The sequence below is a fragment of the Vibrio sp. Y20_XG_PY13 genome (assembly GCF_024181925.1).
GTDB lineage: Bacteria > Pseudomonadota > Gammaproteobacteria > Enterobacterales > Vibrionaceae > Vibrio > Vibrio parahaemolyticus.
In genome coordinates, this window is sequence record NZ_JAMZAL010000003.1 from 325,051 (window position 1) to 351,795 (window position 26,745).

Annotated in this window: 30 protein-coding genes and 1 pseudogene; 9 read left to right on the forward strand and 22 right to left on the reverse strand. The window is 45.7% G+C overall.

Features of this window, described 5'->3' with window-relative positions; genetic code table 11:
* Positions 1–47: 47 nt before the first annotated feature.
* From NL646_RS10400 to NL646_RS10410, 3 genes are all read left to right on the forward strand, one after another.
* Positions 48–518, forward strand: a complete 471-nt coding sequence (locus NL646_RS10400) for a GNAT family N-acetyltransferase (RefSeq protein ID WP_025515284.1) — start codon at positions 48–50, stop codon at positions 516–518.
* A gap of 118 nt (positions 519–636) precedes the next feature.
* The gene (locus NL646_RS10405; RefSeq protein ID WP_253664192.1) at positions 637–1,719 is read left to right on the forward strand and encodes a type I restriction endonuclease; all 1,083 of its coding nucleotides are present in this window, start codon (positions 637–639) and stop codon (positions 1,717–1,719) included.
* Between the two features lie 185 nt (positions 1,720–1,904).
* Positions 1,905–2,360 (forward strand): GNAT family N-acetyltransferase, encoded by a 456-nt coding sequence (locus NL646_RS10410; protein WP_021450545.1) that lies wholly within the window; start codon positions 1,905–1,907, stop codon positions 2,358–2,360.
* Between the two features lie 10 nt (positions 2,361–2,370).
* Here NL646_RS10410 and NL646_RS10415 read toward each other — a convergent pair whose 3' ends face one another.
* Entirely contained in the window at positions 2,371–2,883 is a 513-nt protein-coding gene (locus NL646_RS10415) for a DUF2799 domain-containing protein (protein WP_005484189.1), read from the reverse strand.
* 343 nt (positions 2,884–3,226) lie between these two features.
* A complete protein-coding gene (locus NL646_RS10420) occupies positions 3,227–3,901 on the reverse strand; it encodes a fructose-6-phosphate aldolase (protein ID WP_253664193.1) in 675 nt (224 codons plus the stop codon).
* Positions 3,902–4,115: 214 nt separating this feature from the next.
* Here NL646_RS10420 and NL646_RS10425 point away from each other — a divergent pair, with 214 nt between their 5' ends.
* Positions 4,116–5,045: a glycyl-radical enzyme activating protein gene (locus NL646_RS10425; protein ID WP_029828658.1), complete on the forward strand. Its 930-nt coding sequence runs from the start codon at positions 4,116–4,118 to the stop codon at positions 5,043–5,045.
* 2 nt (positions 5,046–5,047) lie between these two features.
* Positions 5,048–7,471 carry a formate C-acetyltransferase/glycerol dehydratase family glycyl radical enzyme gene (locus tag NL646_RS10430; RefSeq protein WP_253664194.1) on the forward strand — a complete coding sequence of 808 codons (2,424 nt, stop codon included), beginning with the start codon at positions 5,048–5,050 and terminating at the stop codon, positions 7,469–7,471.
* A 49-nt stretch (positions 7,472–7,520) separates the two neighbouring features.
* On the opposite strand, the gene NL646_RS10435 is transcribed toward NL646_RS10430, so the two are convergent.
* From NL646_RS10435 to NL646_RS10455, 4 genes and pseudogenes are all read right to left on the reverse strand, one after another.
* On the reverse strand, positions 7,521–8,603 hold the full coding sequence (locus NL646_RS10435) for a trans-acting enoyl reductase family protein (protein WP_025508146.1): 1,083 nt from the start codon (positions 8,601–8,603) through the stop codon (positions 7,521–7,523).
* A 24-nt stretch (positions 8,604–8,627) separates the two neighbouring features.
* A pseudogene (locus tag NL646_RS10445) lies at positions 8,628–9,549 on the reverse strand (SDR family oxidoreductase).
* A 223-nt stretch (positions 9,550–9,772) separates the two neighbouring features.
* Positions 9,773–10,237: a MerR family DNA-binding transcriptional regulator gene (locus tag NL646_RS10450; protein ID WP_203494439.1), complete on the reverse strand. Its 465-nt coding sequence runs from the start codon at positions 10,235–10,237 to the stop codon at positions 9,773–9,775.
* Positions 10,238–10,335: 98 nt separating this feature from the next.
* Positions 10,336–10,881: a TetR/AcrR family transcriptional regulator gene (locus NL646_RS10455; protein ID WP_015313610.1), complete on the reverse strand. Its 546-nt coding sequence runs from the start codon at positions 10,879–10,881 to the stop codon at positions 10,336–10,338.
* A gap of 98 nt (positions 10,882–10,979) precedes the next feature.
* Here NL646_RS10455 and NL646_RS10460 point away from each other — a divergent pair, with 98 nt between their 5' ends.
* From NL646_RS10460 to NL646_RS10470, 3 genes are all read left to right on the forward strand, one after another.
* A complete protein-coding gene (locus NL646_RS10460) occupies positions 10,980–11,453 on the forward strand; it encodes an HPP family protein (protein ID WP_005462762.1) in 474 nt (157 codons plus the stop codon).
* A gap of 139 nt (positions 11,454–11,592) precedes the next feature.
* Positions 11,593–11,808: a TIGR02450 family Trp-rich protein gene (locus NL646_RS10465; protein ID WP_025621872.1), complete on the forward strand. Its 216-nt coding sequence runs from the start codon at positions 11,593–11,595 to the stop codon at positions 11,806–11,808.
* 112 nt (positions 11,809–11,920) lie between these two features.
* A complete protein-coding gene (locus NL646_RS10470) occupies positions 11,921–12,283 on the forward strand; it encodes a PH domain-containing protein (protein ID WP_253664197.1) in 363 nt (120 codons plus the stop codon).
* 28 nt (positions 12,284–12,311) lie between these two features.
* Here NL646_RS10470 and NL646_RS10475 read toward each other — a convergent pair whose 3' ends face one another.
* The 9 genes from NL646_RS10475 to fliD form a co-directional block, all read right to left on the reverse strand.
* Positions 12,312–12,599 carry a hypothetical protein gene (locus NL646_RS10475; RefSeq protein ID WP_005499880.1) on the reverse strand — a complete coding sequence of 96 codons (288 nt, stop codon included), beginning with the start codon at positions 12,597–12,599 and terminating at the stop codon, positions 12,312–12,314.
* A gap of 96 nt (positions 12,600–12,695) precedes the next feature.
* Complete coding sequence (locus NL646_RS10480) at positions 12,696–13,688, reverse strand: flagellar motor protein MotB (protein WP_005478256.1); 993 nt, start codon at positions 13,686–13,688, stop codon at positions 12,696–12,698.
* Positions 13,688–14,545, reverse strand: a complete 858-nt coding sequence (gene motA / locus NL646_RS10485; RefSeq protein WP_005462768.1) for a flagellar motor stator protein MotA — start codon at positions 14,543–14,545, stop codon at positions 13,688–13,690. The genes NL646_RS10480 and motA overlap by 1 nt, the downstream gene beginning before the upstream one ends.
* 10 nt (positions 14,546–14,555) lie before the next feature.
* Entirely contained in the window at positions 14,556–15,284 is a 729-nt protein-coding gene (lafS, locus tag NL646_RS10490; protein ID WP_005462772.1) for a lateral flagellar system RNA polymerase sigma factor LafS, read from the reverse strand.
* Positions 15,285–15,296: 12 nt separating this feature from the next.
* A complete protein-coding gene (gene fliL, locus NL646_RS10495) occupies positions 15,297–15,797 on the reverse strand; it encodes a flagellar basal body-associated protein FliL (RefSeq protein ID WP_005462773.1) in 501 nt (166 codons plus the stop codon).
* A 23-nt stretch (positions 15,798–15,820) separates the two neighbouring features.
* A complete protein-coding gene (locus tag NL646_RS10500) occupies positions 15,821–16,903 on the reverse strand; it encodes a flagellar hook-length control protein FliK (protein WP_025632141.1) in 1,083 nt (360 codons plus the stop codon).
* Positions 16,900–17,220, reverse strand: coding sequence for a hypothetical protein (locus NL646_RS10505; RefSeq protein ID WP_005478392.1), 321 nt, complete (start codon positions 17,218–17,220; stop codon positions 16,900–16,902). Before NL646_RS10505 ends, NL646_RS10500 begins: the two co-directional genes overlap by 4 nt.
* Positions 17,204–17,590: a flagellar export chaperone FliS gene (fliS, locus tag NL646_RS10510; RefSeq protein ID WP_005462778.1), complete on the reverse strand. Its 387-nt coding sequence runs from the start codon at positions 17,588–17,590 to the stop codon at positions 17,204–17,206. Before fliS ends, NL646_RS10505 begins: the two co-directional genes overlap by 17 nt.
* 19 nt (positions 17,591–17,609) lie before the next feature.
* Entirely contained in the window at positions 17,610–18,947 is a 1,338-nt protein-coding gene (gene fliD / locus NL646_RS10515; protein WP_029831020.1) for a flagellar filament capping protein FliD, read from the reverse strand.
* 416 nt (positions 18,948–19,363) lie between these two features.
* On the opposite strand from fliD, the gene NL646_RS10520 reads away from it, so the two are divergent.
* The gene (locus NL646_RS10520) at positions 19,364–19,651 is read left to right on the forward strand and encodes a hypothetical protein (RefSeq protein WP_253664198.1); all 288 of its coding nucleotides are present in this window, start codon (positions 19,364–19,366) and stop codon (positions 19,649–19,651) included.
* 70 nt (positions 19,652–19,721) lie between these two features.
* Here the strand turns inward: NL646_RS10520 and lafA are convergent, their stop codons facing one another.
* From lafA to fliP, 7 genes are all read right to left on the reverse strand, one after another.
* Positions 19,722–20,576, reverse strand: a complete 855-nt coding sequence (gene lafA, locus NL646_RS10525; protein ID WP_253664199.1) for a lateral flagellin LafA — start codon at positions 20,574–20,576, stop codon at positions 19,722–19,724.
* A 304-nt stretch (positions 20,577–20,880) separates the two neighbouring features.
* Complete coding sequence (locus NL646_RS10530; RefSeq protein WP_253664200.1) at positions 20,881–21,678, reverse strand: EAL domain-containing protein; 798 nt, start codon at positions 21,676–21,678, stop codon at positions 20,881–20,883.
* On the reverse strand, positions 21,671–23,761 hold the full coding sequence (flhA, locus tag NL646_RS10535) for a flagellar biosynthesis protein FlhA (protein ID WP_005478396.1): 2,091 nt from the start codon (positions 23,759–23,761) through the stop codon (positions 21,671–21,673). Before flhA ends, NL646_RS10530 begins: the two co-directional genes overlap by 8 nt.
* Positions 23,762–23,792: 31 nt before the next feature.
* A complete protein-coding gene (gene flhB / locus NL646_RS10540) occupies positions 23,793–24,920 on the reverse strand; it encodes a flagellar biosynthesis protein FlhB (protein WP_005462787.1) in 1,128 nt (375 codons plus the stop codon).
* On the reverse strand, positions 24,917–25,693 hold the full coding sequence (fliR, locus tag NL646_RS10545; RefSeq protein WP_253664201.1) for a flagellar biosynthetic protein FliR: 777 nt from the start codon (positions 25,691–25,693) through the stop codon (positions 24,917–24,919). Before fliR ends, flhB begins: the two co-directional genes overlap by 4 nt.
* A complete protein-coding gene (gene fliQ / locus NL646_RS10550) occupies positions 25,693–25,962 on the reverse strand; it encodes a flagellar biosynthesis protein FliQ (protein ID WP_140056777.1) in 270 nt (89 codons plus the stop codon). Before fliQ ends, fliR begins: the two co-directional genes overlap by 1 nt.
* A 12-nt stretch (positions 25,963–25,974) precedes the next feature.
* A complete protein-coding gene (fliP, locus tag NL646_RS10555) occupies positions 25,975–26,733 on the reverse strand; it encodes a flagellar type III secretion system pore protein FliP (protein WP_005462793.1) in 759 nt (252 codons plus the stop codon).
* Positions 26,734–26,745: the final 12 nt, after the last annotated feature.

Consider the following 26,745-nt stretch of genomic DNA (forward strand, 5'->3'; position numbering starts at 1 on the left):
TACGACATACCCTGTATGAATTGAGCATAAAAACAACAAGGAAGATTATGATTACCATTGAAAAGTATTCGCCTGAGCGACATGAACAAACTTGCGAACTTAGCGTGCTAGAAGAGCAATCGCAGTTTACGGTCGCGGATGTGGGTGAAATGCTTACACGTCTTGAACCCACAGAGCTTCCGCATCTGATTCTGGCAGACGATGACGTGGTTGGCTTTTTTCTATTTGATGCAGCTTACAGCGAGAAATACGATTTTTGCCCTAAAAACAGTTTAGGCGTACGTGCTTTGCTGGTGGATCACCGTCATCAAGGCAAAGGCATCGCCAAGCAAGCCATTCAACAGTTTGCCGATTTCGCCAAGCGCCATTATCCCGAGTTTGAGGCGCTTTATCTCACCGTGAATTGCCGCAACATACCTGCTTATCAGTGCTATTTAAAATCAGGGTTTGAAGATACCAATGAGCTTTACCACGGCGGCCCCGTTGGACCGCAGCACATTATGAGACAACCGATTTAAGTTCGCTGTTAGGTGAGTGTTTGCATATGGCATTCAAACTTTTAACTACACAACATTTTAAGATACCAGTGTCATATATACTTTAAGTGTTTAAATGAACAATATGATGGAGTGTCTTATGGATTTTATAGAACGAGTTCAAGCTCTTTCCAAAAAAATTCCCCAAGTATCAGCGAGTTTAGCTACAGAAGAAGCAACAAAAAACGCATTAGTAATGCCATTTTTGCACTCTGTATTAGGTTATGATGTCTTTAATCCAAATGAGGTTATCCCTGAGTTTACTGCTGACATTGCTACGAAGAAGGGAGAAAAAGTAGATTACGCGCTCATTAAAGATGGGGTTGTACAAATTCTTATCGAGTGTAAAAAATTTGGTGAGCCATTGGCCACTAAACATGCTAATCAATTGTTTCGGTATTTTTCAGTAACCAATGCACGTATTGCGATTTTAACTAATGGATCTGAATATCAGTTTTTTACGGACTTAGACGCTCCAAATAAAATGGATGAAAAGCCGTTTTTGACTTTGGATCTTGCCAATCTTGATGAGCACGTAATTCCCGAAGTGAAAAAGCTTACCAAGTCTTCTTTTGATGTTGAGTCCGTAGTTGATGCTGCCGGTGAGCTCAAGTACCTCAATCAAATTAAAAAAGCACTTCATGAACAGTTTCAGAACCCTGAAGAGGAGTTTGTAAAATTCTTTACTTCAAAAGTGTACGATGGCGTCCAAACCGCAAAAGTCAAAGCACAGTTCATGGATATTACAACTAAGGCTCTAAAACAATTCTTGAACGACAGCATTAATGCTCGATTGAAATCTGCAATTGGTGGAGATGATAAAGCACCGATCAAGGTAGACGATGGCGTTAACACCTTTGAAGAATCTGTTGAACCCGTTCAAGATAAACCCAAAGTTCAAACGACAGATGAAGAGATCGAGGGTTTTAATGTCGTTAAAGCGATATTGCGACAACAAGTTGATGTACAGCGAGTGTGTGCCCGTGATACGCAAAGTTATTTTGGTATCCTGCTTGATGACAACAATAGGAAGCCATTATGTCGCCTTTGGTTCAATACCAAACAAAAGTACATTGGCATCTTTGATGAAGCTAAAACAGAAACCCGTCATCCAATCGACTCGATTGATGATATTTTCAAATTTAGCGAGCAATTGCAAAGTACGCCAGCACTTTACGAATAGACTTACATAGAAATGCAAATGAAGCTCCAACACATGATTTTTCTGATGTTTGTGTTGGGGCTTTTTTATTATTCAATCATCTTAGTTTCGTGCAAACCTAGGTATCTTTGAGGTTTGGATGGACATTTAACTTTAAAACATATAGTTAAGGTGACTTGGATAGTAAAAACACCAAGGATGGAAATATGAGAATTGAAACTGACAATTTAGAACGGCCGCAGGTGCTTGCGTTGTTGGAAGAGCATTTACAGGACATGTACGCTACATCGCCACCAGAGAGCGTGCATGCGTTAGATGTAAGCAAGTTGAAGCTGCCTTCAATCACGTTTTGGACAGGCTGGGATGGTGAGCAGCTATTGGGATGTGTGGCAATGAGCCAACTAGAAGATGGTCACGCAGAGTTGAAATCGATGCGTACGACGCCGTCGGCGAGAAAACAGGGCGTGGCATCCCGCTTACTCAATCACGTGATTGAGCAAGCGAAACATCAGGGGATACAACGTTTAAGTTTGGAAACTGGGTCGATGGCATTTTTTGAACCCGCGCATCGCCTATATGAAAAACATGGCTTCGCGTACTGCGAGCCGTTTGGCGACTATCAACCTGATCCAAATAGCCGCTTTATGACCCTAGCGTTGTAGCCCGTCGCGACTAAAAGTTAAAGTAGTAATTAGCTCCTGGCGAGATGAGTGATGCACGCTCACGCGCCAGTTGTTTTCTTCTCTCTCTAATACGCTTCGCGTTGTCTTTATCTAAGTTTGCATCCAATTGATGATCAAGGCGTGATATCTCCGCATCTAACGCGTTAATGCGCTGTTGACGCTGATATTCTTGATGGCCTAACTGATAGTTTTTAAGGAAAAGATCGTTAGAGCAAACGCCATAGTAGGTTTTTCCTTCTACACCCACCGTGTAACCATTGTCTGGCGAACAGTAAAGAATAGTGCCTTTATCAAAACCGTCTTGCCACTCAACGTGATTTGGCGTTACGCCTGCTTCGCGACAGTCTTTAATATATTCGTACAAAATGTTTGGGTTGTTGCCTGAGCGGCCATCTTGGTAGCCGACGCGATACCAATCTGCGGTTTGGCATTGTTCTGGCGACATGCTGCTACAACCAGAAAGTAATGCAAACATGGCAAAGAGAAGCGCAATGCGTTTCATGAAGTGGATTCCTTGTTACTGCGTTAGGTTCGCTGATTATAAATGAACAGTGTTCATTTCCAATAGATAAAATTAATAATTACCGACTTATTGATGCGTTGAGATTGTGAGTTTGTCGGCTTGAAGCAAAAATTTTTTGCTTGTGGAACGAGCGTTGTTCGTCAGTAGTGATGTTACGAATAGAGTACTTTGCGTGAAGGTAGAGGCGAGATTAGTGAGGTGGGAATCTCTTCGTAAGCCGCATCTATAAACAGTTGCCTGCGCGAATGTTACTTTTTCTCAGAGATTCCCATATCAAAAGCCCCTCGTTCGAGGAGGAACGGGACTTTCGATAATTTTATGCTTAACTTTCAAATGAAAGTTTGTTGCCAAACGCGGACTTCCAGTCTTTATCAAATTGATCGACAGCCGACTGAACTGCTGGGTGAGAAAACATCTGCGCGGCCACATCGACAGGCAAGGTAATCGCTTCAATGCCTAACTTCATCACTTCCATCGCTTGTTGGGTATTCTTAAAACTCGCGGCCAAAATTTTTGTAGGCAGTTGGTTTTGATCCAGTAGCAATTGCAGGTCTGCGACCACTTCTACACCGTTTCCGTTCATCGCATCAATACGGTTCACATAAGGCGCAAGATAGTCAGCGCCGCACAATGCCGCAAGGAAACCTTGCTGGGCAGAGTAAATAGCAGTGGCGAGCACTTGAATTCCCTCTTTTTTCATTAACTTAATTGCCGATAAGCCTGTTTCGGTTGCTGGCACTTTGACGACCATATCATAAGGTAATTCATGGATTTGGCGCGCTTCTTCCACCATGCCTTCTACAGTTGTGCTCACCACTTGAGCATGGAAACGGGGTGCGCCCCCTAACGCTTCTTGCATGCCAGCTAAGGTTTGGTTCAAGCCTTGTTTTGATTTCGCCAAAATACTTGGATTTGTGGTTACCCCTTTCAGAGGTAGGCATTGGCTAAAGCGTTTTACTTCTGCCACGTCAGCAGTATCTAAATAGAGTTCGATCATGGGTTCTACCTTATACAAAATCTTCGTTTTGATGATGGGATCACTATAGATCTGACAATCCGCTGAGATCTTGATTTTGATCAATTGTAATTTCAATTGAAACTATAATAATTTCACAAAACGAAAGTTAAGTGGCAATGTTTCATTATCAAATGAAGCTTTCAGAAAAAGAAAAGCGTGAAAAGTAGAAGAGCAAACCAAGAGGCGGACAGCAATGTATTTCAATATTCAGAGGTTCTCGACCCACGATGGTGATGGTATTCGCACCATTCTGTTTCTGAAGGGATGCAGTTTGTCCTGTCCTTGGTGCCAAAACCCAGAAAGCCGCAGTGAAAAGCACTCTCTGCTGTTTGATGAGCGCAGTTGTATAGCGGACTGCCAGCTTTGTGTGTCGGCTTATAAACAAACCGTAAACGGCGACATGGCGAGCGATGGTATCCGACGCATTGACGATCAAATCATCATCAATCGAAAAGCCATGAGCGAAGCGCAGATCATTGCGCTGCGAAACGTATGTCCAACACAAGCGCTCAGCATATGTGGAGAAGCGGCGAAATCGGACGACCTGTTTGAAGTGTTGATGAAAGACAAGCCTTTCTACGATCAAAGCCAAGGTGGCGTGACATTTTCTGGTGGCGAGCCTCTGATGCAGCCAAATCTTGTAGCAGAACTTGCCGAACGTTTGCATCAAAACCATGTGTCTACGGCGGTGGAGTCGTGCATGCATGTTCCGTGGAAAAACGTAGAAAAAGTCGCGCCGTATATTGATTGCTGGTTAGCGGATCTTAAACACACCGACGAAGAAAAGTTTCTCTGCTGGGCGAAGGGATCGTTAAAACGCATCAAAGACAATTTTAGAAAATTGGCACCAATTGCCAAACGCATTGTTATTCGCGTGCCGGTTGTGCCGGGCTTCAATGACACCATTGATGAGCTCAAATCGATCATTGATTTCGCTGCTTCTTTAGAAAGCTGTCAAGAACTTCACTTGCTGCCGTACCACACGCTCGGCATCAATAAATACCGTTTGCTCGATATGCCTTACGAGTGTTCTGACAAACCATTAAATAATCCAGAACTGCTAGAAAACGCAATGCAATACGCAAGCGAACATACTCAACTTAACGTGATTGTTAGAGGTTAACCATGGACCTACATACCCTTCCAGAGCGAATCAAAGCCCACAAATCGGCACTGGTCAACATCGTAACGCCGCCTATCTGTACCGAGCGCGCAGAGGCTTACACTTGGGCGTATCAGGCAAATGAAGACAAACCTGTGATTGTGCAACGAGCACTGGCGCTACAAGAGCACTTACGCACTCGTACCATTTGGATTAAGCACGACGAGCTGATTGTAGGCAACCAAGCGAGCAAAGTACGCGCTGCGCCGATCTTCCCTGAATACACGGTGCGTTGGATTGAAGCGGAAATCGACGAACTGGCCGACCGACCAGGGGCTGGTTTTGCGGTAAGTGAAGAAGACAAACAAAGCATTCACGCCATTACGCCATACTGGCGCGGTAAAACGGTTCAAGATCGCTGCTATGGACTCTTTACCGACGAGCAGCAAGAGATCTTAGCCAGCACCATCATTAAAGCCGAAGGCAACATGACTTCGGGTGACGCGCACCTTGCAGTGGATAACGAAAAAATCCTGAAGATCGGTATGAACGGGCTGCTGGATGAGGTTCGTCAGCATCGCGTTAATAACGACGTGTCGACGTATGAAGGATTGAAGAAAGAGCAGTTTTATAAGTCCGTCGAAATTGTCTTGCTTGCGATTCAGGAACACATGGTGAGTTACGCCGATCTCGCTCTGGAAATGGCACAAAACGAAACGCGACCAGAGAGGAAAGCGGAGCTGGAGACAATCGCAGAAAACTGTCGTCATGTGGCTTTCCATGCGCCAACCAACTTCTGGCAAGCTCTGCAACTGAGCTATTTTGTGCAGTTGATGTTGCAAATTGAATCGAATGGCCACTCTGTTTCATTCGGTCGGATGGACCAGTTCCTAAACGACTACTACGTGCGTGATCTTGAAAGTGGCGCGATGAACAAAGCGTTCGCCCTTGAGTTATTGCAAAGCTGTTGGTTGAAATTGCTTGAAGTAAACAAGATTCGCTCTGGCGCGCACTCAAAAGCATCGGCAGGTTCTCCTCTGTATCAAAATGTCTGTATCGGTGGCCAAAAGCTGAATGAGAATGGAGAACCTGAAGATGCCGTAAACCCGCTATCTTGGGCGATTTTAGAGTCCTGTGGTCAGCTACGTTCCACGCAACCGAACTTGAGTGTTCGCTATCATGAAGGTCTGAATCAAGAGTTCTTGATGGGCTGTATTGAAGTGATCAAATGCGGATTCGGTATGCCTGCATTCAACAACGATGAAATCGTCATTCCAGAGTTCATCAAGCTAGGTGTCGAGAAAGAAGATGCTTACAACTATGCGTCTATTGGCTGTATTGAAACCGCTGTTCCAGGCAAATGGGGTTACCGTTGCACGGGTATGAGCTTCATTAACTTTGCGCGTATTTTGCTGGCGGCGCTTAACGAAGGTGTGGATGCAACCACGGGCAAAGTCTTCTTGCCGCATGATAAGTCGCTGGCAAAAGGCAACTTCGAGAGTTTTGATCAAGTCACCGCTTCTTGGGCGGAGCAAATTCGCTACTACACACGTAAATCGATTGAGATCGATACCGTAGTCGACAGCGTGCTTGAGCAGCAAGCGCAAGATATTTTCTGCTCATCGCTGGTGGATGACTGTTTGGCGCGCGGTAAAACAGTAAAAGAAGGCGGAGCGAAATACGATTGGGTATCTGGCCTGCAAGTGGGTATCGCCAATTTGGGTAACAGTTTGGCGGCGATCAAACATTTGGTGTTTGAAGAAGCACAAATCAGCCAAACGGAATTGGCAAAAGCATTAGAAGAAGACTTCGATGGTATTGAGAACGAACAACTTCGCCAACGCTTAATCAACTTCGCGCCAAAATACGGCAATGACGACGATAATGTCGACCAACTGCTGGCTGATGCTTACCAAGTTTATATCGATGAGTTGGCGCAATTTGTCAACACACGTTATGGGCGCGGACCAATTGGTGGTGGCTACTACGCGGGAACATCGAGCATCTCTGCCAACGTGCCATTTGGCGCATCCACGATGGCAACACCAGATGGTCGAAAAGCGAAAACGCCACTGGCGGAAGGCGCAAGTCCAGCATCGGGCTCTGACCGTTTGGGACCAACGGCGGTGTATAACTCAGTCGGTAAAATTCAAGCCAATAAAATCCTAGGTGGCGTGCTGCTTAACCAGAAGTTAAGCCCAGCGGCTGTCGCTTCAGAAGGGGATAAGCTCAAGCTTTCAATGCTGATTCGCACCTTCTTTAATCACCACAAAGGTTGGCACGTGCAGTACAACATCGTCTCTCGTGAAACCTTGCTGGCAGCGAAGAAGAACCCTGAGCAATATCGTGACCTTGTCGTACGAGTTGCGGGCTATTCAGCCTTCTTTACCGCGCTGTCACCAGACGCGCAGGATGACATCATCGCCCGTACCGAACACGAGTTGTGATGGTCTCAACCCTTGTTAATGTAGAAGGCACCGATAGGTGCCTTTTTGTTTACTCTTCAATGGTTATGCCACTAGAGCCGGGAAGCTGCGACACAAAATTGGAGCCCATGAGTTTAGAGGGTGTGTATACACCGGCTTCAGGCTTCGTATGTAGCAGGTGTTCTACAATCGCCAGAGATCCCGTTACGGTTAAGCTGTAGCCATTGGCCGTTTGTACTCGTGCTGTTTTGCTTTGTCCGAGTTTGTTACTTGCTTTACCCCACACATATGTGGGTAATTGGTTTCTTTGCTCCTCATTCGGTCCTTTTACGGTTCTTTCAATACGGCTTTTTATGAGGTTTTGTACCCAGGTTATGCCGAGAAGGGGGCGAACCCAATTCGCTCGTTTAGCGTTTTTTATCATGTTCGGCGATCCGGGAATAAAAACATCAATATTCTCAATCCCCGTGGTGTAATAGGCGGTTGAAACATCGCCCCACGGAATGGTCATCGCAAGTTTTTCGCCGTCACCAAAATCAATGTTGCGAACTTTATACGCTAGCGGAACGGTGGTGATTTTTCCGTTAAGTCGCACTTTTCCGCCTTGAGCCAAACCTTCGACAGACGTTTTCGCTGTGCCCGGAGAAAAACCAGAGCGAGAGTCAAAACCGAGAGACAAGTGGGTTGCATCTGGTAGCGCAGCTTTCAATGTGGCTGCAATGCAATCCGTTGGAATAACATCAAAACCAACACCAGAGCACAATACGACACTAGCTTCCTTTGCTTGTGATTGCAGCGTTTGTGCAAACTCAAATACAGAGATCTCACCTGTAATATCGAGATAATGCGCGCCTGCTTCTAGGCACGCTTTCATCATCGGTTTTGCCGTCGAAGAAAAGGGCCCTGCGCAGTTTAATACCAGTGAGGAACCCGAAATATGTTGGACCGCGCTGCTTTTATCCTCAAGAGAAAAAGCAAGACTTTGCAGCCCTAGTTCAGCCGCTAGGCTTTGTACTTTCTCTAAACTTCTACCTGCAAGGATTGGGTGGTGACCCCGTTTTACGGCCTCTCTCGCAATCAGCTCGCCTGTATAACCATTGGCTCCGTATATGATCCAACGCTCTGGGGATGATGCCGGTGTGTTATCTTTCATCAAAAAGCTCCTATCAATGCCTGCTTAAAGAGGTTTCTGGTCATTGGCTTTTTCTTGTTGAATTGTGGTCAAGCCTTGTTCGAATGTGGTGATTTGAAAATCTGGAAAACGAGTCTGAAACTTATCTGAAACAAAAAGGTTGTCAGATTCGTAGCGAGGCAAAAGCTCGGCTGCATCTCGAATGGTTTGATTAAATCGCCCAGCTAGCCACAATTGCCAGCGCTTGATGACTTTGTATTTCGGCTGAACGTTAAAAACCTTTGCCGCAACAGCGATAAACTCCCGATACGTCAGTCGACGATCATCGCAAGGCAAATGCCAAGTTTGTCCGTAAGCATCGGGCGTATTCCCAATTAGCGCCATGGCTCGGCTTGCGTCTGGCGTCATCACGTAAAAACACTTTTGCGCTTTTTTGGTTAAGTAGATTATCGATAATGGCGGAATTAGTGATGCTTTGCGTTTTTCCCGGGCCGTAAAATTCCAGAGCGCGACAGATAACGGCTTCGATTTCTCCTTTATTCATCGATTCTAGCAGCATGTCAGTAATGACCGCACGAATTCGACCTTTTTCTCCATTGGGCTGAAATGGTGCATCTTCTTGTTGAGGCGTATCCGTTTGCGGGTACATGTAGGTATTATCAAAGTAAACAAGCTTTGCTTGATGAGTTTTACATGCGGCGATGACATTACGCATCATTGTTGGCCACTGTTCCACCCACAGTTGGGTATCCATTGGTAGCCCTGCAGTAAGGTAAACGATACTAGAACCTTTTACGGCATCTGATGTTTGTTTCGCGTCGAGCAAGTCCGCTTTTACCAGTTGATCCGTCTCGTTGACTCGATGCGGATTGCGGCTCACTAAACGGATGTCGCTCGTAAAGTCTCGTTTTAGGCTTAATGCTAGCGCACGGCCAATTTGCCCACTTGCACCCAATATCGTTTGCATTCACCAATCTCCTGCTGTGTTGCTTTGATATTCATCCTAAGATTAAAGTTAGGTTTAAGGTCAACCCGCATTTTGAAGATAAATCAGATTAATTTTTATTGAATATAGAAATAAGGAGATGGCAGACCTGAGCTAAGGGCGAATGGTTTTAACAAACTCAATTTAGTGGCAGGTAGGGAACTTGCGAATCTTTAACTCAACATCAAGAGTAAAGCTCCGCTTGTTAACGTTGCTTTGCTTTGGTGACGGCTTTATTTTTATTTGAAGGGTTTTCTTTGGTCAGAATCGTTTGACCAAGCTGAGACATGACGCGTTTTGCATTCATTGCACAGTCCATGTCATCTGGCTTAGCTTCAATCTCTTTAAGTACTTCTTTTAACTTGCTTTTACTCTGCGCAATTTTTCGCTCAAGTTCGTCTAGCTCTTGGACTTTTTGCTGCAAGGTTGTCAACAACTGATGATGATCCCAGTTAGAAAGGTCGGATGGCAGTAACGCACTTAGTTCATCCAAACTGAATCCAGCTTGCTGACCCGTTGTGATCATGTCCAGAATCATTAACGCTTCTTGCGGATACTCGCGGTACCCATTGGCTTTACGGGGCACGGTTTTTAGCAGTCCGATGCGCTCGTAAAATCGAATACGCGAGGGAGCAAGGCCCGTTTTTTGTGCCAGTTCGCCAATTTTCATATCAAGCGTGTCTCATTAGGTTGATAAAATAACCTTACCATTTCTGAACATTCTCGCCAGTTTGGTGTTCGGTCGTTTCGTTTCTTGCTTTCTTACCGCTACAGCTTGTGCAAAATTTCCACGCATTTCTTTGTGACGTCGTCGTACTCTTTTGTCATGTAAGCGGTAGTGATGGCACCTTCTTTCATGATGCAGATGGCATCGAGTAATGATGTGTTGTCTGATTTGAGATAGCGTTGAATTAGCTCACGAACTTGCTGTTTATGGTGGCGGCAATACGTTGCAATCTCGCCGCTGTCGTCACTGAATTCGGCGGACGTGTTGATGAAGAAACAGCCGCGAAACTCGCCCAATTTTTCTTCAGAACCATGAAACCACCCGTTAAGCGCGGTAAACAACTGGTCGATCACGTCTGTACTCGATTGTGCTGATGACAGTTTTTCCTCTAGCCACGCCATGAAGATTTGGTGGCGTTGTTCTAGTGCGGCGAGGATGAGCGCTTCTTTGCTCTCAAAATGGCTGTACAGCGTGCGTTTAGCCACGCCAGAAACTTTAAGGACTTCATTGATGCCAATAGAGTTGATGCCCTGTTTGTAAAACAGTGACAACGCGGTGTCGATCAATAACTGTTTCTTTTTGTTCATAACTACGTCCTCAAAAAGTTCTACAAACACATATTGACAAAGGTAGACAGATTTGTCTATTTTAATTTGTAGACAATTCGGTCTACTTTGAGGTGTTTATGAATAATTTAATTTTATCTTTGGTCGCGGGGCTTGGTGCGACATTGGCTATTGGTGTGTTGTCTTACGCCGAGGTATCTCTTACTGAGGTTGTACTTCTCATGGCGCCCTTTGGTGCTACGGCGGTGTTGGTGTTTGGGGTGCCTAGCAGCCCTCTAGCTCAACCAAAAAACGTGATCATTGGTCACTTCATTACGGCATCTATCGGTATTGCGTTTAGCCAATACGTTGAGATCACGCCAATCACCCTCGCGATTGCGACTGGGTTAGGTGTGTCAGCGATGCTGATTACGAAGACAACGCATCCACCTGCGGGCGCAAATCCTATCTTGATCATGGCATCTGGGCAGGGGTGGAGCTTTCTGTTCACGCCAGTACTGATCGGCGCGGTGGTGATTGTGCTGGTTGGTAAGGCTTTGCAGTTGCTACAGAGTCAGTACTTAAACCCTCGTTTGAACGGTCAAAAGACCTAAGTGGGTTGTAAGTAAGGCCGCATTGGGGGATGACCTCTTTTGCGGCTTTTCTCTTTCGTGGATGCTTAAAAATAAAATCTGATTCTCTCTTGGTATTCAGTCGTATACATAGAGATGAAAGTTAAATTGGTATACCGCGATGAATAAAATTCACCCAAAGAAACTATTGCACAGCAAATGGACGGCGACGTCACCTAAAAATAAAGAGAAGCACTTTGTCGTAACTGAAATGGAACTGGATGAAGACGGCAATGTTGTGAAATGTGTCATTGAAGCCGTTATGAGTAAACGTGAGCAAGAGATGAACTGGCAAGATCTGAAAGACCCAGAGTTATGGCAGCAGGGTTGGAAGTAATTTGGGTTTTGCAGTAGATGAATCAAGCAAAAACGGTTGAGGTAGATAGGCAAAACCGGTGTGGTCTGATACGTTGAGAAATTCGTTTTTCAGCCTATTTAAAGGACGACTCATGATCGACTTCGATAACTCCTCTGTGTTCAAGCTTAAGCCTATTGACGTTTCCAAAGTCAGAGATGATTTCCACAAATTTTTGATTGATGGTGAGACCATTTTCGCCGCTTTTAAAACCGTTCGTGACCAAGTGGTGTTTACCAACAAACGAGTGATTGCGGCGAATGTGCAAGGGATTACGGGCTCAAAAGTGGATTACACGTCGCTGCCTTACAGTAAGATCAATGCATTCTCTATTGAGACTTCCGGCACGTTTGATCTCGATTGCGAAATTGAGTTTTTCTTAAGTGAAGTGGGACGAGTTCGGTTTGAAATTAAAGGCTCATTTGACCTCGTTGCGTTCAATCGTATGAGTCAGTGAACGCGTGCTTGATTAGGTTATGGGGCTCTTAAACCAGAAAAAAAAAGTAAAGGAAGCAGACAAAAGCGAGCAACGTTGCTGATAACACTGGGTAGATGATGTATGAGTCTTGCTTGTTGGTTCGTTGAAAACACAACGACACAAGCAGAACATTGTAAACCACGAGCAGCAGGCTGATCATGGTGCCACTGTTTAGGTTGAGGCTAGAGAGTTGGGTAAGAAAAAACGCCAATAATAAATAGTCGAAGATGATTAGCCATAAAAAGGCTTTCTTCAACATATCACGTCTTTTTGTGTCGGGCATTGGCTCGTGCATATTGAACTCTACTAAAAGTCACGGCAATTGGATTAGGGATTAAAAAGGTCACCAGCTGGGCGAGGTGACCTTTGTGGTTTATGGCGTTGACAAGCGTTATAGTGCTTGGATTTTCGCTTCTTGTTTTTCTGCGTCCGCCGAGTAACGGATCACTTCTTGTCGAATAACGGGTTGGTTAAATTCCGCTTTTTGTTTCGCTTTTTGCAGCTCGCTGTCATCTTGATTGCCAAATAAGGTCTCAAGCACTTTTGCTGCTGGTGTTGTCAGAATAAACAGTTCGATTCGACGGTTTTCGCTTGAATCTGGCTCATCTGGGTTCAGCAACGCTCGATCTGACATGCCAGTAACTTGCATGACGCGATCATCAGGCATTCCGCCTTCAACCAGCGTTTTTCTCGCCACATCAGCACGCGATGCCGACAGCGCCCAGTTCGACTGACGACCAAAACGTTTCTTAAACGGAATCGCATCGGTATGACCACTGATGATCAATGGGTTGGTTACTTGCTCGAAAAGAGGGGCAAGTGCCAACAGTAAATCTTCAAAAAATGGCGTAAGCTCGGCTCCACCACGACTGAACATGTGCTGTTTGTAATCGTCTTGCAACACGATACGCAAGCCTTGTGGTGTCACAGTAACGTTGACGTTTCCTTGCGCGTTGATCTGCGCGGTCATCTCTTCGATAACTTTTGCCAGAGCAGCAAGTTGCTCTTGGGTGTCGAAGGTGCCAGGAACTAGAGAGTTAATTTCTGGACCATCACCGTCACCTTGAAAATAAGAGCTCACAACGTGATTGGAATTGTGTTTACTTGGCACAGAAGAGTCCTGTGCCAAGTCGATAGGAGAGATACTTTGTGAGGTATCAAATGGATTGCCGTAACTCTTGTCGAACACGCTTGAGCTATGCAAGTGGGCAACAATCGCTTTACGCTCTTCTTTATCCACCACTTGCATGACCCAAAGCACAAGAAACAGCGCCATTAGGGCGATCATGAAGTCAGCAAACGCGACTTTCCACGCGCCGCCATGAGGTTCGTCATGGCCGTGAGCTTTGGCACGTTTGAACACTACATGCTCTTGTTTTTGCATTATCCCTCCTGTTCAGCTAACCACTTCTCCATTTGGTTGAATGTTGGTTTGATGTCTAGCTGAATGTGTTTACGGCCAGCGTCGATGGCGAGCAATGTTGGCTTTTTAGCGACGTAAGCAACGAGCGTTGCGCGTACGCATTCAAAAGCGGTCATATTACGTTTCACTCGCTGAGCCATGGCGTTACTTAGTGGATCTAGACCACAGTAACAACCAAAAATACCAATGAATGTACCTACAAGGGCAGCGGCTACGTGATAGCCAATGAGCGCAATAGAACCATCTATGGCTTGCATAGTGATGATGATGCCACCAACTGCGGCAAGAATACCGAAACCAGGTAGTGCTTCTGCGGTACGCTGTAATGAGCGTGAAGGCAGCAGCAGTTCGTTCTGGATAGCTTCGATTTCTTGTTCTAACAGTCCCTCTAATTCATGAGGCGACATTTGTCCCATCGCCATTAAACGTAAATTATCAGTAATGAACGAAATTAGACGATGATCCTCAGAAACTAGCGGGTACATCAGGAAGATAGAGCTTTGTTCTGGTGCTTCGATGTGAGAATCCAAAAACTTGAAACCACGGCTACGCGCTGTTTCTAGCAGGTTGTTTAATAGCGCCATCAGCTCCATGTAGTACTCGTACTCTTCAGTTGGACCTTTGATGGTTGCTGGCACTTGTTGGCGCATCTCTTTCAGAACGTGTGGTGGGTTACCAATAATGAGAGAACCCGCTGCCGCGCCGATGATGATCAGAAATTCTGCTGGTTGCCAAATTGCACCTAGCTTACCGCCAGCCCACATGTATCCGCCGAAGACACACACAAGGATAGTGAGGACTCCTAAAAACTTTTGCATCTTGTGACTCCTAAGAGGACATTAATTGGTTGAGTTGTTTCAGCGCTTGTTTATGAAGCTGACAAATTCGAGGTGGCGTCAGATCCAAGACGAGGGCTATTTCGTGTAAATTGAGTTCGTGTTGATAAAACAGCGTCAGTAGCAATTGATCTCGTTTTGACAGTCGGCCTAGTGCGCTGTCTAAGCTACGACGAATGTGCTCGTGCTCCATGCCGTCGTATTGCCCACCAAAGTGGCTGTCGGTGCTGTTTTCCATCAGTTGATCGAGACTTTGCATTTCACCTGCAAGCGCCGCGTTTTGACGGTTGTAATAATCTTGCTCGTCGGTGCCGAGAGCTTTGATGATTTCTGAGTCCGTTGGCATGCGACCTAACGAGCGGGTGAGGTCACGTGTGACGTCATTAAGCTCATGGGCTTGCTGACGTGTCTTACGTGAGCGCCAGTCTAAACGGCGCAGTTCATCTAAGATCGCGCCGCGTACACGGCAAACCGCAAACGCCGGGAAGTGAGTATCGTCAATGTCTCCATAACGACGTCCTGCTTCAACCAGCGCGATAAGACCAATTTGCTGCATATCTTCGATACTGCAATGGGAAGTGGCATGAACGCGAAGCTGGTTAACTACGCGTTTCACCATCACTTGATGACGTTGCAAAAGTGCGTTTTCATCAATCGGGCGTGATGGTGTGTTCACTTCCTCTGGTGCGGTGTACGTTTCTTGAGGGTTCATGTCTAACATGGTTGTGCTCCGTTATTGCACAACGTATTTCGTCAGCAGTACATCATCGATATCACGCACGATGTCAGTCTTCGCAAAGGCTACCAACAGCGTTTGCTTCACTTCGTTTTGCAGAATATCGATCGCGCCTGTCTGTTGCAGTTCATCGAAAGTTTTGTCGCTAAACAGCTTCAAAAGCGAGTTTTGAACCATTGGCATGTAGTTATCGATGTCTTTAATACGTTCTGGTCGACGGGTCTCAATAGCCAGCTCTAGCATGACAAAGTGCGTCTGTTTCTTGCCTTTAATGCTCAGTACCACTTTGTCTAGAGGGTGAAAGCTTGGGCCTTTGCTGGTTGGTTGTTCAGTCACAAGAAAAGACAAAGGAGAGTTCTCAAGCAGTGAGCTGGTTTCACCTGAATCTTGTGCCTGTTTATTGAGATACCAAATACCACCCATGATGGTGGCGGCCGAAACGAGGGCGCTGGTGATGATCATGGCGATAAACATGGCGATCATTTGTTGTTTGGTCATAACCTTTTTCCTCGATGACTTACTTAGGCTTGAGTGTTCAGCCAGTGTTCTGAATAGTTTGTTGTTGTATTGGATTGAAATGCGCTGGACTCACGTGCAGCGAAAATTGTGGTGTCTTCGTCATTCATCTGTTGCTGATGGCGCTCTTGACCTTGGTCGGCACCTACATTGACATCAACATGGACGAAGTTTTGTTCTTGTAGTTCAGTGCGTAAGCGTTCCGATACTTGCATCAAGGCTTCACGTGTTGCCGCCGTGTTTGCGTTGATCTGTACGCTCAATCGATCGCCCTCAACACGAACGAGTAAATCCAGTTTGCCTAGATCGGGCGGATCGAGACGGATTTTCGCTTCCTGAACACTTTGCTGTGCTTGCAAGGTGACTCGGTCATGCAGCACCTGCATCATCTGCTCGCCCCATTTGCCTGCACTTGTGTCCACTTTCACTGCTGCCCACTCTGAGCCTTGCGTATGAGCATGAGCCACTGTCGCAGTGCTCACTGCTTGAGCGGACGGAGCAGAAGTTTGAACGTTCAGTGGTGCAGTCGTTGCTTGCCCTTGTGCTGTTTGGTTCAACAATGCTTGAAAGTCTACGGCAGAGGTGTTCACGCGTGCATTCGCAGAAGTCGTTTGGCTAGTTTGAATATCTTGTTGTTGCGGTGATGTGTTTAACAAGGCATTAGCTTGCGCTGGGCTTGTTGTTTTTGCTTCACCTTTTACTTCCAACGGATTGACTTTGTTGAACGACGCAACCGATTTCTCAGCCATGTTTAGCATGCCTTGCGTCAAGGTTTGCGCTTGCGCTGCAAGGTCTGGTGTTTCAGTTGGTGTTGTTGCACTCAGAAGAACATTCATTCCTGTGGTATCAACCGTAGCATTTTCTTCCGTTGTTGCAGTTGTCGCCTCTTCGCGCTCTTCACTTGAGAAAGTTTGTGCAGCAAGGCGAAAGCTTGGTACTGCTTGCTCTGATAATGCTGCGGATTGATTCAGAGGTGTTTGCCCTGAAGCACTGCGCTGCGAAAAGCCTTGAACGTCTTTTGCTTGCGTGATTCGGCCTTCTGAAGATGAAGTGGCATTTGACGATGGCAGTGAAGAAGAAATCATCATTGTGTCATCTCCATTGTCATCGCTAGTTGATATGCCATGGCACGCTCTTGTTGATCGTTCGCCATGTTCATCTCTTTTTTGAGCTCACCAGTGGCTTTCTCTAATGCAGCAAAAGCATCCGCGTGCACGGATTTAGCACGCTGAATCTCAGGTGCTAATTTGGGATCTTTCAAAAACGGCTTATGACTGATAAGCAGCTCTCGAAGCTGCAAATCATGGCGTTTTAGCGCGTGCCAATCCGCCGTCTTAGTGGCGAATTGGATTAGCTGAGATAAGTGACGGAATCGCTCTGGCGACACTTTATGCTTGTTGTCCAAAATTCATCCAACCTTCACGAATATTACCCATTACACGTTCGACGTTCATTAAACGGTCAGCGTCATTTTGTACGCTTGCGTAGTACAGTTCGACTTGACAGAAGTCGTACAGTTGGCGCAAGTTCTCTGCAATTTCGCCACCATTTTCGTCATCAAGGGCACTGGTTAATCCAATTAAAATGTTCATACATTTATTGATGCCAGCGCCTTTCTCTGCCAAACGCTTCGCAGCAAGATGGCCGCGAATGCGTTCAATTTCATCGAGTAAGCCATCAATAAGCATGATGACAAGTTGATGAGGGTTTGCTGCTGCCGCTTGAGCATCGAGGTCGACTTGTTGGTATGAGTCGTAACCGGAGTCCATAAGCATGAGATCTTCTCCTAAAGCCTTAGCCAAACATTGACATGGTTTGGTTCATTTGGGTCATTAATGTATTCATTTGAGTGAATTGTTTTAGGTAACGCTTGTACGACATGTCGTACTTACGTTCTAAAGTGGTTTGTTTGTCTGAGAGGCGATCTAAGTTTGCTTGCAGCGCTTCTTTACGAGATTTGAACGCACCAGAAGAAAATTTAAGGAATGGTTCGGCCATGGCATCCATTGAGTCAAGTAATGCACCGTCGCCATTGAACATTGCTTCTAAGCCTGCGCTATTGTTTTTTTGTGCCTCTGCAAATTTTTCTTGGTCCACTTTCAATTTGCCATGGCGATCCAACGTTACGCCTATTTCGCTTAAGCGCATGCCGCCGTGCTCGCCTCGGACAAGGCTTGATAGTTGGCTTTCAATTGAGCGCATGGTTGGGTCGCTAGCTAGCACACCGCGTTTTTTATCTTCACTGCCGATTTGTGTGTGTTCATCAATTGTAGATATCAATGTGTTGTAGGCGTCTACGAACTTGTTAAGCTGCTCTTTGGTTGCTTCGTCATCAGCGCCGATACCTAAACCAATCGCGGTTTCTCCAGAGGTCTGAGCCTTGGTTACAGTAATGTCTACGCCATCGATAACACCTTCAAACGTATTGCTCGAGTTAGTGAGTTTTAGACCAGTTTTCTCTGCACCCAACCAGATCACGGCATCTTGGGGGGTACTGATTTGACTAAGGTTTGTGAATGCATCTTCAAACCACGCTTGGCCTGTACCCGTTGCGGACACGTTGATTTGGTTAGCGACGCCGGTTTCAGTGCTTGAAAGCATGAAGTGAGTCTGACCATTTGAGCGTACCAAGGTTGCGTTTACACCTGGGTTATCACTGTTGTTATTGATCGCTTTTGTTAGGTCACTCACCGTCGTTACACCATCACCGTCGGTATCGACCGTTGATAGATCAATCGTCATTGTTTTACCGTTGACGGTGAACTCAAGATTTCCTGTTTTTGGGATTTCAGTGGTTGCGTCTAGATCTGCTGGCATTCCAGTAGAAACTTGGTGTGACGTTGCTACTTGCTCGACGAATATCTGATAACTACCCGATAGAGCCTTAGCGTCTGCATTTGCAGTAAAGTAGCCTTCTTGAGAGATGGAGGTGGAGTTTTTAATGATGCTGTTTGTGCTGCTGTTCATTTCGTTGAGCGCAGTGCGGAACTCACGCATGGCACTCTCAACTTTACCCAGAGCAGATAGCTGAGATTGATACGTATTGGTTTGCAGTTGGTAGCGTTGTTTAAAAGGTTGAATTTCGATCTGCGCGAACTGGGCTGCAAAGGTTGCTGGATCTATTGAACTCACGAGCTTACTCCCTCTCTCATTGGTAATTGGCGTAACTCTATGCCTTGAAAGTATGTCTTATCGCAAGATACGTGCCTAACTTAAATATGCTTTTAAAACATTAACTTGCGATACTATTTAAATTTGAGAGGAAGTAGATTTTCCACCTTATGTGTTCCGCCTTCCTCTCGAAAACATCTAGTGTTTCCCTATAAGACAAGGCGACTAAAAAGCTGAAAATATTTAATTCATTTTAGGAATGTGACGTGTTGATTAAGCCGTTAATAAAGCGCTGCTTTAGGTGTTTCCTGCTATGTAAATAGGACTATTCCTACAGAGGAAGTACATCGATTTTTGGTATCTTTTAACTCGGCATATTTTGGTGTTTTAGCGCACCTTACCAACGTCAGGCTATCACTTAGAAAAGAACGACAGAAATGAATGAATTTGTTTTACGACTGATGAAATGCGCTCGATCTTACGAGACATTTATTAGTGCTAAGTTACTGAGCAAACAAAATATTAATGCGGATGAATTGGCCAGTATCCAGCGGGAAGCGATATCCACTTTCCCTGAGTTAAAAACTTATCAACAAGGACAGGGAAGCGAGACAGTTGAATTGGAGCTATTTAACAAAGTACTTCACAACATGATGCGAAAAATAGGCTTTAGGGTTCCTGAAGAACAATGCGGGAATACAAGCTCTATTTATATACGTAGGTGATAAAAAAGCCTCCCATAGGGAGGCTTTTGCTTTTGTACATATTAACAATATCGTACGTTCTAATTCGTTATTAACGAAGTAGAGACATTGCCATACTAGGTAGCTGGTTGGTTTTAGAAAGAACTGTAGTACCAGCTTGCATAAGCATTTGGTTCTTAGTCATGTTTGAAGATTCTACTGCGAAGTCTGCATCCATGATACGGCCTTTAGCTGCGGAAGTGTTCTCAACCATGTTGCCTAGGTTAGTCATTGTGTGCTCTAGACGGTTGATGTTTGCACCAAACTGCGCACGAGTAGCACCGATATCTTCGATAAGGCCACCAGCATTGCTGATTTTATCAAGAGCTGCTTTAGCTTTAGTTGCATCACCGATACCGTCAGTGATAGCTCCGTCAGCAAGTGTAGCTGCTACTTTTTTGATGCTTGCAGATGCGTCTACGCCTAGAGTTTCAGCTGAAGAAGCACCGATTTGGAAAGTAACTGCGCCCGCTTCAAAACCACCACCAGTAGCTAGTAGTTTTTGACCACCAAAAGATGTGTTGCCCATGATGTTGTTTAGTTCAGCTGAAAGCTGCTTGAACTCAGCGTCCATTGCTGCGCGGTCTTTATCACTGTTTGAACCGTTCAAAGATTGTGTTGCAAGGTCGTTCATACGGTAAGTGATGTTAGTCATCTCTTCCATTGCACCTTCAGCAGTTTGCATCATAGAGATGCCGTCCTGAGCGTTACGCATTGCTACAGACATGCCGCGAGTTTGAGCTTCCAAACGGTTAGCAATTTGTAGACCTGCAGCGTCATCAGAAGCTGAATTTACGCGGAAACCCGTGCTTAGACGCTCCATCGCAGTATTTAAAAGACCACTTGTGCTGTTTAGAGTGTTTTGAGTTACAAGTGATGCGTAGTTAGTGTGCATTGATAAAGCCATCTTAGTCTCCTTAGTTTATCACTATTTCTTTCAGGCCTTGGGATATTCCCTAGTCACTAACTAGAGGCGGTCGCTTGCCACTAATGATTAATTTGAAAATTAAAAATTTTCTAAAAAAGATCAAAATTGATGATTTTTAGTGACTTGCATTCCACCAAGTTGGGGTTTGCTACCGTTTTCGCGTTAGTTTCCGATGTGCTTTGATCGGCATAAGATTAAGGCAAAGAGAAAATCTAAAACGAGAAAAGTAAAAAAGCGCGAATCATTCGCGCTTTTTAGTTTAGCCATGAGGGTTGGGTTTCAGCTATTCCTCATCAAAGGAACGGAAAGACAGGGAAGTAGGGATGTCACTGAAGTAACCAAAGTAATAACTTGCACCGAGCAGTCGATAGCGGCTGAGTTCGACTTGGCTTGCAACGCGACCAGCAACCCACTGGTATTTGTGTTTTCTTAGAAATCGCGCAATGGGTAAAAATGAGTGTTGATCTTGTTTGTTCTCTATCGTTACCGAGAGTTTGATCATATCTGGATCAAATTCAGCAATGCGCTCAAAATGCGTTTGGGATGTGGCTACTTCAAACCACAATGCAAACGCATTTTCCTTTAGTTTTTCGACAAGCGTTTCCATGCGTTCGTGAAGGCACAATGTTTCATCTGCTTGTAAGGATGGGATGACATGCTGGAAAGCGGCTGAGTGAAACTGAACCATCTGCTCAAGAAAATACACGCCCGGATCCCACAGCAGTGCATCGACACGAATGGGTACGACGACGTTGCTGATTAAATCTGGATGAAAAGCTTCTAATTGAAATTGAGTTTGTCGTATGGCGAGATAAAGGCTGAACAAATCTAAGCAGTATTGCATTTGTTCGGAAAGCTCAAACTGATAAACGCTTTGCTCTCCGCGCAATCCGAATCTCAAAGTGAGGTGTTGATACACCACCTCACCGGATTGAGTTTCACGAATGGCTTGGCAAGCGTGTTGGATGTCATTATGTTTGAGTGCTTCAAATACCAATTGATCGTCGTCCGTGACGATGTGTTGTACCGCGAGACTACAAAGATATTCGTATATCGCGTGTGTTGAAATAAGATTAACCAAGGTTTCCTACCACATTGATCTGTTTGTTTTCTGGAATTTCGTTGTAAGACAGCACAGCCAATCCTTGAGTGAAAGTACGCGCATAACGCGCCAGTAGTGGGCGTAATTGCGGCATTACAAGTAGTATTGGCGGTAAGCCTTGCTGCTTAAGTTGTTGTCGAATCAAAGGTAAGTTTTGTTGGAACTGACCAAGAATATTCGGTTCGATTGGGAAACTATCGAGAACCACTGTACCTGAAGCTTGCGCTTGTTGCAGCGACGTCAGTAGCATTTGCTCCAATTCATCCGATAAAGCGTAAACATTGAGCTCAGGTTTTTGCCCTGCAATTAAGTTAACCAGCGTGCGTTTTAGTGCGCAGCGAACATCAGCAGCTAACAAAATCGGGTCTTTCGTGTTTTCTGAAGACTCCAGCATGGTATTCGCGATGGTTCGGATGTCTTTTAGTGGCACCTGATCAAGCAATAGCTGGCGGTACACTTTGAGCTGTTGAGCTGGGTTAAGTGCAGCGGCTAAGGCTTCTGCCAATTTCGGCGCTTGTTGGGTTAAGCGCTGCGTCATCGCTTCTACATCATCGTGTGTAAACAATTCTGCAAGGTTGGTTTTCATGATTTTGCTGATGTGCGTTGCGATCACGGTACCGTCATCCACGACTTGGTAACCCATGTTGAGTGCCTTCGCCTTGTCTTGATGTTCAATCCAAACCGCAGGAAGTTGGTAAGCAGGATCGCTCCCTAGAATGCCATCGATTTCACCGTAGGTGTCGCCAACGGCAATCGCCATTAAACGCTCTGGTTCGATGAAGCCCTGCTCAATCACTTCGCCATTAAGAGAAATGGTGTATTGGTTCGGTTTTAGGCTTAGGTTATCGCGAATGCGAACTTCGGGTAAAAGAAAACCTACCTGTTCTGAGAGGTTACGACGTACGCCACGAATACGTTGCGAAAGTGGCGCACCTTGATCCTTGTTTACCAAGTGAACAAGACGGTAACCAAGCGCAAGAGACAGGGTGTGCACGTGTGGGATGTCGTCCCATGTGAGTGGTGTGTCTTCCTCTTGCATGGCTTGAGAAAGTGCTTCCACCTGTTCGATTTGCGTGTCTTGAACTGGTTTCTTACTTTGTCTCCAACCTGCAAACCCTAGTGCACCAGCAAATGCAAAGAATGCAAGGTGCGGCATGCCCGGAACCATACCAATGACGGCCATGATCCCTGCAACCGTAAACAAGGTCGCTGGAGTTGCGAGCAACTGTTTCTGCATGGTTTCTGACATGCCGTTGTCGCTGTCATTGATGCGAGTCACGATGATTGCAGCTGCGGTTGCCAGCAATAGCGATGGAATTTGTGCTACCAAGCCATCACCGATGGTTAGCAATGCATAAGTTTTGAACGCTTCAGACGCTGGTAAGCCGTGTTCGAAAACACCGATGCTGATACCACCGATGATGTTGATGAATAGAATCAACAGACCCGCGACCGCATCACCACGAACAAATTTCGACGCACCGTCCATTGAACCGTGGAAGTCGGCTTCGTTCGCAACTTCTTTACGGCGCAGACGAGCGGTTTCTTGATCAATCAAACCGGCGTTTAAGTCCGCATCGATCGCCATTTGTTTACCCGGTAGGGCATCCAATGTAAAACGCGCGGAGACTTCTGAAATACGTTCACCACCTTTGGTGATAACCACAAAGTTAATGATCATCAAGATGATGAAGACCACCATACCGACAACGTAGTTGCCGCCGATCACCACTTCACCGAAAGCTTGAATGACTTTACCAGCGGCATCGCCACCATTATGGCCTTCTAGCAATACGATTCGGGTTGAGGCGACGTTCAGCGTTAGGCGAAGTAAGGTTGCCACCAACAAAATGGTTGGAAAAACAGAAAAGTCGAGTGGTCGCTTTGCTGTGGTACTGACCAGCAATACCAAGATCGCCAATACGATGTTAAAAGTAAACAGCGCATCCAATAGCAATGGTGGTAATGGCAAAATAACCATCGCCAGAATCATCAGCAAAACAATGGGGATGCCAATGTAGCCTTTGGTTGAGGTTTGAAGTTGTTTTAACCGAGTAAGCATACTTTCGTGTCCTTGGATAAACGCGGGTTAATCAGTGCTGCAAGTGTTTTGGAATTGAAAAATGAGGCAAAGGTGTCGGCTTTTTTCCGTCTCCTTTACGAAAGGCTTTCAACTGCAAAACGTAAGTAAGAATGTGTGCCACGGCGATATAAAGTTGGCTTGGAATTGCTTGCTCTATCGCGGTGGTGTGATAAATCGAACGTGTTAAAGGTGGGGAGTTAATGATTTCCACCTGATTTTCTCGCGCGATACGTTGAATGTGCATGGCTGTTTCATCGACGCCTTTGGCGACCACAAATGGCGCATCTGAGAGCGACGGCTCATATTTTAGAGCGACCGCATAGTGTGTCGGGTTCGTGATCACTACGTCGGCAGTCGGTACCATTTTGTCGATTTTTCGGCGCGCAAACTGCTGCTGAATTTGGCGTATACGTTGTTTGACTTCCGGGCGGCCTTCGTTGTTTTTGAATTCTTCCTTTAATTCTTGCTTCGTCATGCGAAGTTCTTTGAGGTGTTCCCAACGTTGGTAAGGAATATCAATCACACCAAACAACAGCAAAGCAAATCCCATCAAGAGCAGCCCTTCAAACAAGATAGACATCACCATCGAGAAGCCTTGGTTAAGCGGAAGGTTTTGAATGCCTAACAATGGCTGAAGGTGATTGTCCAAGTAGCCGTAAAGGATGCCGAAAATCACCGTTACTTTGATTGTCGACTTAACCAGTTCCACCAACGAACGCGTTGAGAAAATACGCTTAATGCCGCTGAGCGGGTTGAGTTTACTCAGTTTTGGCAACATGTTTGCGGGACGAAACATCCAGCCGCCCAAGACCATACTGCTACCGAACGTCACGATGATGATAACCGTGAAAAGTGGCAACAGCATTTCGATGATCATGCCAAGGCTCTGACCCACTTGTTCTACCATTTGCTGTGGGTTTTCTAGGTCGGCTTTCGTCAACGACATGTTATAGCGAAAAATGCCGAACATGCTTTCCCAGATGCTATTGATTTGAGAGTAAAAATACAGCGCTACAGCCATGAAAATGACTGCAGTGGTGAATTCTTTCGCTCGTGGAATTTGGCCTTCCTGGCGGGCTTTTTTAACTTTCTGGGGGGAGGCCTTTTCGGTTTTGTCTTGTGACGACTGATCGCTCATGCGCCCCCCAACATAAAGTTGTTTAAGTGTCGGATCGTCTCATGCACCAGCGCGATATAGCGGCCCGGGACACCGGACACAGAAATCAAAACACTGAACAGGCCAAGTAGCATGGTCATCGGAAAACCTAGCGCATAAACGTTCAGAGACGGTGCGGCGCGGTTCATCACACCAAAACTGATGTTCGCCAACAACATTGACACGATGGCGGGCAGCGCAAGTGCGAGAGAAGCCGCAAACATCCAACCAAACACATTGATCACGCCTTGCAGTGATAGGGCCGTGATGCCTGAGCCAACAGGCCACACCACAAAACTCTGAATAACAATATCGATCACCAGTAAGTGCCCTTCTAGTGACAAAAAGAGTAAGGTCGAAAAAATCAAAAAGATACGGCCTAGAATCGCCACCGACAGACCATTCACAGGGTCGTTCATCATTGCCATACCTAAACCCATCTGCAAAGAAATGGTTTGGCCGAGCATGGTGAACACGTTAAACAGCATGTGCAGAATCAGACCGAACATCAAACCCCAAATCGCTTGCTCAAATGCGAGAAACAAAGAGGTTAATGAGAAGAGTTCAACCGTAGGCATTGTTGGCATTAATGGCGCTGTGATGACCACGATTGAGAGTGCTAATAAGCTGCGAACCCAAATCGGAATCAATGCATCGCCAAAAAATGGCATGGATAAAAATACCGCTCCCACACGAAAAAACGGCCACCAAAGTTGACCGAGAATTGCGGAGAGGTCTGCAAATGTGATGGCCATCAGCCAATCATCCCCGGAATGTTGTGGAACAAGAAATCAAACAACTCCATGATTTTGCGAAGAATCCAGTGTCCTGAAAAAATCACCATCAACAGAGTGACGATCAGACGTGGTAAAAAGCTCAATGTCTGTTCGTTGATTTGCGTTGCCGCTTGGAATACCGCAATACCCAAACCCACAATCAGGCCTGGCACTACCAGTACGGCCACCATCAAGATGATGAGCCATACCGCATCAGAAAATAGAGTAACGGTTAATTCAGGTGTCATCATGAGCTCCTGTTAACCGAAACTGGCTGAAAGAGTGCCGACCGTCATCGCCCAGCCATCGACCAGAACGAACACCACCAACTTGAATGGCAAAGAGACGATAAGTGGTGAAAGCATCATCATACCCATGGCCATCAAGACGCTAGCGACCACCAAGTCGATGATTAAAAACGGAATGAACAGCATAAAGCCAATTTGGAACGCAGTTTTAAGCTCGCTTATCACAAACGCAGGAAGAACAACGGCAAACGAGATGTCTTCTACTTTTTGATCGAGCGGCTCATTGGCAATTCGCAACATTTGCTCAAGAGAGCTTTGATGGGTTTGCGCCAACATGAAGTTGCGAACGGGCTTTTCCGCCACGGAAAATGCTTGAACCAGCGTAATTTCACCATTGTCGTATGGTTGGAATGCGTTCTCGTAGATATCCGTCCAAACTGGGCGCATGATGAGCAGAGTAAGCGTTAATGCAATACCCACTAACACGCGGTTTGGCGGGCTCTGCTGCAAACCAAGCGCTTGGCGCAAGATAGCCAGCACCACAATAATGCGTGTAAAGCTCGTCGCCATCAAAATGAAAGCAGGAAGGAAACTGAGCGCCGTCATCAACAAAAGAATTTGTAGTTTAACGCTATACTCTTGTTGTGCGTCGCCGTCCGTAACGGACAGAATTGTTAAGCCGTTGTCTGCTGCCATTGTTGGGAATGCAAACAAAAGTGACACCAATACCAACAAAGGTAACCAACGATGCCAAGCGCTCAGATTGTTCATTGTACTGCCTAC

What these genes read in the sequence shown, in the direction of transcription:
- NL646_RS10400 (WP_025515284.1), top strand. Translation starts at nt 48, where the DNA reads ATGATTACCATTGAAAAGTATTCGCCTGAGCGACATGAACAAACTTGC.
- NL646_RS10405 (WP_253664192.1), top strand. Translation starts at nt 637, where the DNA reads ATGGATTTTATAGAACGAGTTCAAGCTCTTTCCAAAAAAATTCCCCAA.
- NL646_RS10410 (WP_021450545.1), top strand. Translation starts at nt 1,905, where the DNA reads ATGAGAATTGAAACTGACAATTTAGAACGGCCGCAGGTGCTTGCGTTG.
- NL646_RS10415 (WP_005484189.1), bottom strand. Translation starts at nt 2,883, where the DNA reads ATGAAACGCATTGCGCTTCTCTTTGCCATGTTTGCATTACTTTCTGGT.
- NL646_RS10420 (WP_253664193.1), bottom strand. Translation starts at nt 3,901, where the DNA reads ATGATCGAACTCTATTTAGATACTGCTGACGTGGCAGAAGTAAAACGC.
- NL646_RS10425 (WP_029828658.1), top strand. Translation starts at nt 4,116, where the DNA reads ATGTATTTCAATATTCAGAGGTTCTCGACCCACGATGGTGATGGTATT.
- NL646_RS10430 (WP_253664194.1), top strand. Translation starts at nt 5,048, where the DNA reads ATGGACCTACATACCCTTCCAGAGCGAATCAAAGCCCACAAATCGGCA.
- NL646_RS10435 (WP_025508146.1), bottom strand. Translation starts at nt 8,603, where the DNA reads ATGAAAGATAACACACCGGCATCATCCCCAGAGCGTTGGATCATATAC.
- NL646_RS10450 (WP_203494439.1), bottom strand. Translation starts at nt 10,237, where the DNA reads ATGAAAATTGGCGAACTGGCACAAAAAACGGGCCTTGCTCCCTCGCGT.
- NL646_RS10455 (WP_015313610.1), bottom strand. Translation starts at nt 10,881, where the DNA reads ATGAACAAAAAGAAACAGTTATTGATCGACACCGCGTTGTCACTGTTT.
- NL646_RS10460 (WP_005462762.1), top strand. Translation starts at nt 10,980, where the DNA reads ATGAATAATTTAATTTTATCTTTGGTCGCGGGGCTTGGTGCGACATTG.
- NL646_RS10465 (WP_025621872.1), top strand. Translation starts at nt 11,593, where the DNA reads ATGAATAAAATTCACCCAAAGAAACTATTGCACAGCAAATGGACGGCG.
- NL646_RS10470 (WP_253664197.1), top strand. Translation starts at nt 11,921, where the DNA reads ATGATCGACTTCGATAACTCCTCTGTGTTCAAGCTTAAGCCTATTGAC.
- NL646_RS10475 (WP_005499880.1), bottom strand. Translation starts at nt 12,599, where the DNA reads ATGCACGAGCCAATGCCCGACACAAAAAGACGTGATATGTTGAAGAAA.
- NL646_RS10480 (WP_005478256.1), bottom strand. Translation starts at nt 13,688, where the DNA reads ATGCAAAAACAAGAGCATGTAGTGTTCAAACGTGCCAAAGCTCACGGC.
- motA (WP_005462768.1), bottom strand. Translation starts at nt 14,545, where the DNA reads ATGCAAAAGTTTTTAGGAGTCCTCACTATCCTTGTGTGTGTCTTCGGC.
- lafS (WP_005462772.1), bottom strand. Translation starts at nt 15,284, where the DNA reads ATGTTAGACATGAACCCTCAAGAAACGTACACCGCACCAGAGGAAGTG.
- fliL (WP_005462773.1), bottom strand. Translation starts at nt 15,797, where the DNA reads ATGACCAAACAACAAATGATCGCCATGTTTATCGCCATGATCATCACC.
- NL646_RS10500 (WP_025632141.1), bottom strand. Translation starts at nt 16,903, where the DNA reads ATGATGATTTCTTCTTCACTGCCATCGTCAAATGCCACTTCATCTTCA.
- fliS (WP_005462778.1), bottom strand. Translation starts at nt 17,590, where the DNA reads ATGCTTATGGACTCCGGTTACGACTCATACCAACAAGTCGACCTCGAT.
- NL646_RS10520 (WP_253664198.1), top strand. Translation starts at nt 19,364, where the DNA reads ATGAATGAATTTGTTTTACGACTGATGAAATGCGCTCGATCTTACGAG.
- lafA (WP_253664199.1), bottom strand. Translation starts at nt 20,576, where the DNA reads ATGGCTTTATCAATGCACACTAACTACGCATCACTTGTAACTCAAAAC.
- flhA (WP_005478396.1), bottom strand. Translation starts at nt 23,761, where the DNA reads ATGCTTACTCGGTTAAAACAACTTCAAACCTCAACCAAAGGCTACATT.
- flhB (WP_005462787.1), bottom strand. Translation starts at nt 24,920, where the DNA reads ATGAGCGATCAGTCGTCACAAGACAAAACCGAAAAGGCCTCCCCCCAG.
- fliR (WP_253664201.1), bottom strand. Translation starts at nt 25,693, where the DNA reads ATGGCCATCACATTTGCAGACCTCTCCGCAATTCTCGGTCAACTTTGG.
- fliQ (WP_140056777.1), bottom strand. Translation starts at nt 25,962, where the DNA reads ATGACACCTGAATTAACCGTTACTCTATTTTCTGATGCGGTATGGCTC.
- fliP (WP_005462793.1), bottom strand. Translation starts at nt 26,733, where the DNA reads ATGAACAATCTGAGCGCTTGGCATCGTTGGTTACCTTTGTTGGTATTG.